Here is an 8,242-nt window from a genome sequence, read left to right on the forward strand (position 1 = left end):
TTTTAATCTGTGCTGTGGCGAATCGGAAGGTTTATGAATATACGACGGTGGTTTGACATTAAAAAAGCATTTGTTTTTCTAAAAGGAATACCTTTGCGCGCATAAATGCAAGCGATATCGTTAACCATAAAATAATTGGACAACAGTCGGTTGCTATTACGGTTTTTTTAAATGCTAAATTGAGCTAAATCTGACCCGCGTTCAAAACGTTTTTTACTTAAAAAATTTATGAGAGAATCACTTTTGCAGTTCCGAAAAACAATCAATATAAAAAATGAATTGCTGGCAGGACTCACTGTGGCCATGACCATGATTCCGGAATCTTTGTCGTTTGCTATCTTGGCAGGTTTGTCTCCATTAACAGGATTGTATGCTGCTTTTCTGATGGGTATCGTTACGGCAATCTTAGGAGGACGTCCCGGTATGGTTTCGGGTGGAGCAGGGGCTACGGTAGTGGTTTTGATAGCCTTGGCTTCTTCGCATGGTGTAGAATATTTGTTTGCGGCTCTTTTATTAGCCGGTTTTTTTCAGTTTCTGGTTGGTGTATTTAAATTGGGCAAATTTGTACGGCTGATTCCACAGCCCGTTATGTATGGTTTCCTAAACGGTTTGGCTATTATAATTTTTGTGGCACAGCTCGAACAATTTAAGGTATATGATGGAGATGGATACACGTGGTTGCAGGGCTCTGCCTTGTATATCATGTTGGTTTTGTTGTTGTTAACCATAGGTATAGTAACGCTATTGCCTAAATTGACTAAAGCCGTTCCCGCTTCGTTGGTAGCCATTATAGTAGTCTTGTGCATTGTTTATTTTGGCGGTATAGAAACCAAACGCGTTATGGATATTGCCTCGATCAGCGGATCCTTACCACAATTTCATATTCCAATGGTACCATTTACCTTAGAAACCTTACAGATTATTGCTCCTTATGCTTTAGTGATGGCTGGTGTGGGATTGGTAGAATCGCTATTGACTTTAAATTTGGTCGATGAAATGACCAATACCAAGGGAAATTCAAACAGAGAAGCCATGGCTCAGGGTACGGCCAATGTGGTTAATGGTTTTTTTGGAGGCATGGGCGGTTGTGCTATGATTGCACAAACCTTTGTTAATCTCAATGCTGGCGGACGAACCCGTATTTCTGCCATAATAGGGGCATTGACTATATTGCTTATTATCTTGATTGGCGCTCCTGTTATCGGGCAAATACCCATGGTGGCCTTGGTAGGAGTGATGATGATCGTAGCAATCAGTACTTTTGAATGGGCTTCGTTTAAAATCATTCGCAAAATGCCTCGAAGCGATATTTTTATTGGAATTTTAGTTGCTGCCATTACGGTTGTTTTTCACAATTTAGCCGTTGCAGTATTGGCAGGTGTTATTATTTCTGCCTTAGTATTCGCTTGGGACAATGCACAGCGTATTCGCGCTAGAAAATCAACAGACGAGGACGGACGTCGGGTTTACGAAATTTATGGACCGCTTTTTTTTGGATCGACTACCACTTTTTTAGAGAAATTTGATGTGGAAAATGATCCCAATGCAGTGATCGTCGATTTTAAAGAATCGCGAGTAGTGGATATGTCTGCCATAGATGCTTTAAATAAACTCACAGAAAAATATAGCAAACAACAAAAAAAATTGACTTTAAGGCATCTCAGTGCCGATTGCATTCAATTGTTGCACCATGCCGGCGATTTTATAGAAGTTAATATAGAAGAAGATCCAACTTATCTCGTAATGCCCGAAAAGTAAAGTTTGTAGCTTGTAAAACGGGTAAATTAACTCGACTGTTGAGGTGATTTTTTGACTGCCTTTTCACAACAAATAAACAACTGAAAGTGTAGCTGTTATAAAACTATACGGGTCGTTTATTGATTTGTCGTTTATTGAGAATAGTATAAAACATTGGTTATACCCTTAAACTTTTATATATTTACAGAGCGGAATTTTAAGGTTTTTCTCGAATTTTCTTAGTCTAAGCCCGGTTGATGTTTATAACAATAATGGGGCGTGTATTTTGTTTGATTAAAATCCATTAGCAAAACGAGTTTCGCGCCAACTTAAAACAAAAAACAATTTAGTAATGAAATTAGCAACAATACAAAACAACACCAGAGATGGGCAGTTGGTTGTAGTCAATAAAAAATTAACTCAAGCCATAGCAGTGCCTCAAATTGCAGCAACCATGCAGGCGGCTATAGACAATTGGAAAACGACCGCTATACTTTTGCAAAACGTATATCAGGATTTAAACGACGATAAATTAACCGAAACGATAGACTTTACTACTGCAGCCGTAATGGCTCCAATTCCAAGAGCGTATCATTGGGCTGATGGTAGTGCTTATGTTACCCATGTGGAATTGGTTAGAAAAGCGAGGAATGCTGAGTTACCGGAGTCTTTTTGGACTGATCCGCTTATGTATATGGGGGCTTCCGATGCTTTTATCGGAGCCAATGACGATATCGAAATTGCCGATGAGGCTTGGGGTATCGATTTTGAATCGGAAGTAGCAGTAATTACAGACGACGTTCCTGCTGGAGTTAGTGCAGAAGAAGCGCTGTCACATATCAAGTTGATTACAATTATCAACGATGTGTCGTTGAGAAACTTAATTCCAAACGAATTGTCTAAACAGTTTGGATTTTATCAATCCAAACCGTGGACTTCCTTTGCGCCGGTTGTAGTTACTCCCGACGAATTAGAAGGCGACTGGAAAGGTGGAAAGCTTCACTTGCCGTTGTATTCCACCTTAAATGAGCAATTAATCGGTTCGCCTAATGCTGGAGTTGATATGACTTTTAATTTTGGACAACTCATAGCTCATGCTGCTAAGACACGTTCACTGATGGCTGGTACGGTAATTGGTTCAGGTACAGTAGCCAATCAAGGCAGTGTTGATGGATCGAGTTGTTTGGCTGAGGTTCGTTGTTTGGAAATTATTAAAGACGGGAAACCATCAACACCTTTTATGAGTTTCGGTGATAGAATCGAAGTAGAAATGAAAGACCAAAATGGTCAAACAATTTTTGGAAAAATAAACCAAGTAGTAACTCAATACAATAAGTAACTATATACGTGTAGTTATTAAAGTGATTGGAGGAAATTTTGCTTGAGCATGCCCTTTGGTGTCCGAATTTTAAATCTCCTCTGCGAGCCTACCGAGCGACTTATTTCGCGTGATATATAAAAACAAAAAAACTCTCAATTATGTTGAGAGTTTTTTTGTTTACAAAGGATGGTTTACAGATACTTAAAGCATGTGTAGGTCTTGTGATTTTGTCAAAATAGCATGAATTTTTTTGTATATTACCTGTGTTTTAAGAGAGGGATATTAGTATCTTGATTTACCACACGAAAGGATTGACTTCTTCGAATTTCATTTCGCGCGGCAGCGGGGGGAGTCCGATTTATGATTTGAAAGGAGATTTTTTAGGAACGGATGATGAAGGATTTGAGGGAGAAATTCTATTTATGGATAGAAGAACATTTACGGCACATGGAGGCTATAACAATGGTACCGATAATTCCAAAAAAGGTGGGATTAGTCACAAAAATGCAAAGATGTTGGGACAAAATTTAAAACAAGTTATAGGTAGTAATCCGGCTAAAGACTTTACTCAAGCAGATATAGATATGGTAAATAATGCAATTACTCATGTGGTTTCTCAGATGGGGGATTATGGTAAAGAATTGCAATTGATGCCTGATGGAAAAAGCTCTAGTTATTTTGCGATACAAGTTGGTGAAGCAAATAACTTCTCTGCTATAGCCTCAAATAGTGGTAATCCGTACAATTGGGATACATGGGATTCTCCTGCATTTTTTAATGAAGCACAACAGAAAATGACTTATAATATTACAAGCAGAGTATGGAGGAATACTACGGGTTTTACAGTTCATAATATTCAAAATACTGCAGTTCATGAGATAGGTGGACATATGATAAATAAATTCCCAGGAGGTGAGGTTTTAGGTCATCGAGGGGCTTATGAATTACAAATGAGTCATTCTACTTGGAGCAAAACGACAAATAATTTTAAAAATGAAATTTTAAATGGAAAAAACAGGATTAAATAATTTTTATACCTTACTATTTATTTTGTTATCATTTGGTGGATGTGTTAATAGTAATAATGAGCATGAGGTCGCTATAAATTGTGAAAAAATCATGATTGTAAAAGAGCTAGATTCTAATACTAAAGATGTTTACTTTATTTTGAATTTTGAAAACAAAACGAATGATACAATTAGGTTTATAAATTCAAATGAAATTGGTGAGTATTCAATGAATTATGTCGTTAATACTCGTTTTAATTTAAAGTATTCTAATGACAAAGAAAATTTAAAAACGGTATATCGGCGTGAGTTTCTGTTACCACCAAAAAGTGATTTGAAGCAGCTTTATATTATTTCAAAATCTTTAGACATAGCAGTTACTAATATTGATCTATTATTAGAACAGGGCCAAATTGAGTATAACTCCATTGATGAAAAGGAGATAAGCGCGATTGAACGACGTTATAGAACATTTAATGATTCAGTTAGAATTAGCATGAAAAATGTTCCGATACAATATATTAGCAAAAAAATAGATTTTGAAGAAGCAATGCAACTAATAGGAGGTAAGAAAATAAAGGTATAAAAAAGGCAGAATAAAGTAATGTTTTTTTAGTATCCTGATGGTGCCCTCGCTGGTGCGCGAATATCAAAGACATTCGCTACGATCATTTGGGGAATCAAGTCAAGGTAGTAGCGGGTAACGATGTGGTTACGGAATCTTTTTATGGACTTCAGAGTCGTCTGCGAGCAACTACTTTGAGAAGACCAACCAACGAAATCTTTCAACAGAACGAGTATTGGTATGATCGAAATAATAACGTTAACAAATTTTCCAATGCGGTTTCGTTAGCAGAGAACTTGGATATCGGGGGTGTTTCCAATAAGAGTTATTCGTATGACGAATATAACCGTTTGGTATCAGCAAATACTGCTTGGACAGGAAAGCGTGAGGTGCACAAACACAGCCTTAAAATGAAATACAACCAGACTCACGGTATCGTAGAGAAATTTCAAAAGCACAGTGTTTTTAATGTATATACAGGTGAAACCCGTCTGACTGAGAATGACTTTAAAGGGAATTACCAGTATCTAAATCCCGATAAACCGCATGCGGTTTCGAATATCCGGATGATTGAGCCTACACATACTAGTTTACATTCCTATGTGTACGACAAGAACGGGAATTTGACTCAGAGTACGGAAAGAGTTGGTGCAAACTCGGTATCTAGAAATTTATATTGGGATGCACAAGATCGTTTGCAGGCTGTAGTCAATGGAAATGAAGTTAGTTATTATGTGTATGATGCTTCTGGAGAGCGCGTAATTAAGAGTCTTGGAAACGCTCAGAATTTAATGGTAAACGGCGGTGAAGTTACGGGGATGGCTTCCATAGATGAATTAGTGATTTACCCAAGTGGCTATTTGGTATACAGTGGGGATAAGTATACGAAACACTACTATTCCAATAGTCAGCGAATTGCGAGTCAGGTTGGAGATGTAGCGTTGTTGAATCCTATGTTGGTGCCGGATACCGAAGAGGGGCTACAGGCTAGAGTTTCGGATTTGCAAGATCAACTGACTACAATTTATCAAGAAAATCAGTTGGGGAGACTGGGTTTTCAAGCTCGGGAGTCCGAATCTGATTGCGAAGAGGAACTGTATATTTTATTCGAAGAGTATGATAGAATGAAAAAAACAGACTGTGTTGAAATGATTAAGAATTTTCAACAGCAAGGTATGGATGCTTGTGAAATCATCAAACATATTCAACAAACACCATGTTGGGTAGAACCTTGTAAATTAGAATACGATGAATATATGGGGTCTTTTGTAGGTTCTAACAATGTCAACTGTATTAAAAAGTTGGAGATGATGGTTATGGAGGGGATGACTTATTGCGAGGCCATAACATACATGAGGGTGCATACAAACTGTCTTACGATCAGAACCGAAACAGACTGTTATTTCGAATTTATGGCTATATTTAATGAATGTACCCGATTAAACGATTTTAGCTGTATAAAATTCTTGCAGACTTTACTGATGCAAGGGCTGACTTACTGTGAAATTATGGAGATTGTTACCGAGAGTGAATATTATGTGGATTATCTACCGACCGTACCGGAGGTGAAGGATCCGCCAGAGGTGGAGGAAACCTTTCCACCGGTAGAAGAACCGGAAGTGGAGCCTGGAAATCCGATTCCAGAACCCGATCCGGTTATTCCGGATGAACCGATTATTCCAGAACCACCACATATACAAGGAAAAATTTGGTGGTATCATGGCGATCATTTAGGGAGTTCTTCTTATCTTACAGACGTCAATGGAATGCCTACACATTATTATGAATATTTACCTTTTGGTGAAATGATGGTGGAGCACAACAACAGTAATTTTGACAATATATATAAATTTAATGCCAAAGAGTTAGACGAGAAAACAGGTTATTATTATTATGGTGCTAGGTATTATAACCCCAGAACGAGTTTGTTTTTGAGCGTAGACCCCTTAGCGGAGCAAACCATGGAACCGTATTCCTATGTCGGAAACAACCCGATTAACTTTACGGACCCTACGGGGATGAGTAAGGAGGGAAGTGATGGGTGGTATGAGGATGAGCGGGGTACTATTACACATAGCCCGACTATAAATAGTCAAAAAGATCTTGATGATAAAAATATGAAAGGAAGCTTCATAGATAAATCATTTGTAGGAATTGATGGGGATAATAGAAATTACGATTTTAAGGAAAATGGTACTGTTGGGCGACGTTCAAAAGACGAAAGAATAGAGAGAGGAACTAAAGTACTAACTGTCGATAGAGTTGAAACTATAGTCAACGAAACAATTAGTAGAAATAATTTAGCTCCAATTGTAATTTCAGCGGTAGCTATATCACAATCTGATAGTCCAATTCCAGGGCCTGCAGATATATTTGCATTAGGGATGTTGTATAGCGCAATAACTAATATGTTTACTTCTACTGAAACGGAACAAATTTATACATTGCATTTTGCAAAATCTAAAAAAGGAAAATTATCTGAGCGTCAAGAGGAAGTTCAGCACAATCAAGCAGGAAATGGAAAATTAACAGGTGCCAAAAAGACAACACATCAAAAAAGAAGACCTGGAGATATGGGAGAGAAGAAGAGACAAAATACGAGTGGTAAAGGAAAAAAATGGAAACAAAGGTAATTATGAAAAAACACATAGGAGTTACTTTAGTTTTCTTTAAAAGAAATAAAAATAAATTTATAGGAATCCAATCTTCGTATATTTTTGAGTTAAAACCTTTGGATTTATTGTTAAATGATATAGATGATAAAGCTAAAGAAATAACAAATAATTTTTTATCAGGATTTGTTTTTTTAGGAATTTCAGATATTTATATAACAGAAAATTTAAGCACTTATAATTATCTAGGTAGAACATCTTTTTTTGATATAAAAAATGAAGATGAGACTCGGAAATTTATTATAAGTGATGATGAAATTAAAGAAAAGGCTAATAAAAATGTTAAAAGTAATTTGATTAATGTTGGGTTTGTTTATTTTAATAGAGATAGCGAAGGAAGTAATTTTAATTCAACAATTATAATATATACAGTTATAGATAAGTTTTTTGGCACGAAAGAACTTTACGAAGTAGCTGAAAGTAATGGTTTTAAAGATAAAATAATTAGGTTTTCTATTGAAAACTTGAGACAAGAAGATTTAATTTTTAAAGGCATATCTGATTTTTACTTTGTAAAAAATGAAGGTCTTTTTGAAATGGAAGGAATATTTGATAGTAAAGAGGAAATTACTGACGAAATATTATCAAATAACCAATTAGAAGTAGAGTTAAATAAAATAAATAATGATTATAAATATTATACAGTTTTATAAAATTTATTCCCCGCTAGCGCACGAAGGATAAAATCACTATAGACGGTATAGGACTATGGTGCGCGTTACTACGACCCGAGTACCAGTATATTTGTGAGCGTAGACCCGTTGGCGGAGCAGTTCCCCGGATGGACTCCCTATCACTATGTACACAACAATCCAATCAATCTCATTGACCCCGCTACCGCACGAATCCTTTCGTGTGGTACGGATAAATATACACAAGAATGCTAGGTGCGAGTCTTCTATTAAATACAAAAACGCTCAATTATATTGAGCGTTTTGTG

6 protein-coding genes and 1 pseudogene are annotated in these 8,242 nt (G+C 36.6%); all 7 read left to right on the plus strand.

The features are described from left to right. Positions 1 to 228: 228 nt before the first annotated feature. A complete protein-coding gene (locus tag KO524_RS07750; protein WP_219292633.1) occupies positions 229 to 1,758 on the plus strand; it encodes a SulP family inorganic anion transporter in 1,530 nt (509 codons plus the stop codon). A 331-nt stretch (positions 1,759 to 2,089) separates the two neighbouring features. Beyond that, positions 2,090 to 3,076 (plus strand): fumarylacetoacetate hydrolase family protein, encoded by a 987-nt coding sequence (locus tag KO524_RS07755; RefSeq protein ID WP_219292635.1) that lies wholly within the window; start codon positions 2,090 to 2,092, stop codon positions 3,074 to 3,076. 272 nt (positions 3,077 to 3,348) lie between these two features. Then, complete coding sequence (locus tag KO524_RS07760; RefSeq protein WP_219292637.1) at positions 3,349 to 4,086, plus strand: hypothetical protein; 738 nt, start codon at positions 3,349 to 3,351, stop codon at positions 4,084 to 4,086. Further along, positions 4,064 to 4,651 (plus strand): hypothetical protein, encoded by a 588-nt coding sequence (locus KO524_RS07765; protein WP_219292640.1) that lies wholly within the window; start codon positions 4,064 to 4,066, stop codon positions 4,649 to 4,651. The genes KO524_RS07760 and KO524_RS07765 overlap by 23 nt, the downstream gene beginning before the upstream one ends. An 86-nt stretch (positions 4,652 to 4,737) precedes the next feature. After that, on the plus strand, positions 4,738 to 7,263 hold the full coding sequence (locus KO524_RS15425; protein WP_255555197.1) for an RHS repeat domain-containing protein: 2,526 nt from the start codon (positions 4,738 to 4,740) through the stop codon (positions 7,261 to 7,263). Between the two features lie 2 nt (positions 7,264 to 7,265). Further along, the gene (locus tag KO524_RS07775; RefSeq protein ID WP_219292642.1) at positions 7,266 to 7,955 is read left to right on the plus strand and encodes a hypothetical protein; all 690 of its coding nucleotides are present in this window, start codon (positions 7,266 to 7,268) and stop codon (positions 7,953 to 7,955) included. 54 nt (positions 7,956 to 8,009) lie between these two features. After that, positions 8,010 to 8,135 (plus strand): annotated as a pseudogene (locus KO524_RS15430) (RHS repeat-associated core domain-containing protein); the annotation flags it as partial. Between the last annotated feature and the right edge of the window lie 107 nt (positions 8,136 to 8,242).

The sequence above is a fragment of the Flavobacterium sp. NKUCC04_CG genome, from assembly GCF_019345525.1.
Classification (GTDB): domain Bacteria; phylum Bacteroidota; class Bacteroidia; order Flavobacteriales; family Flavobacteriaceae; genus Flavobacterium.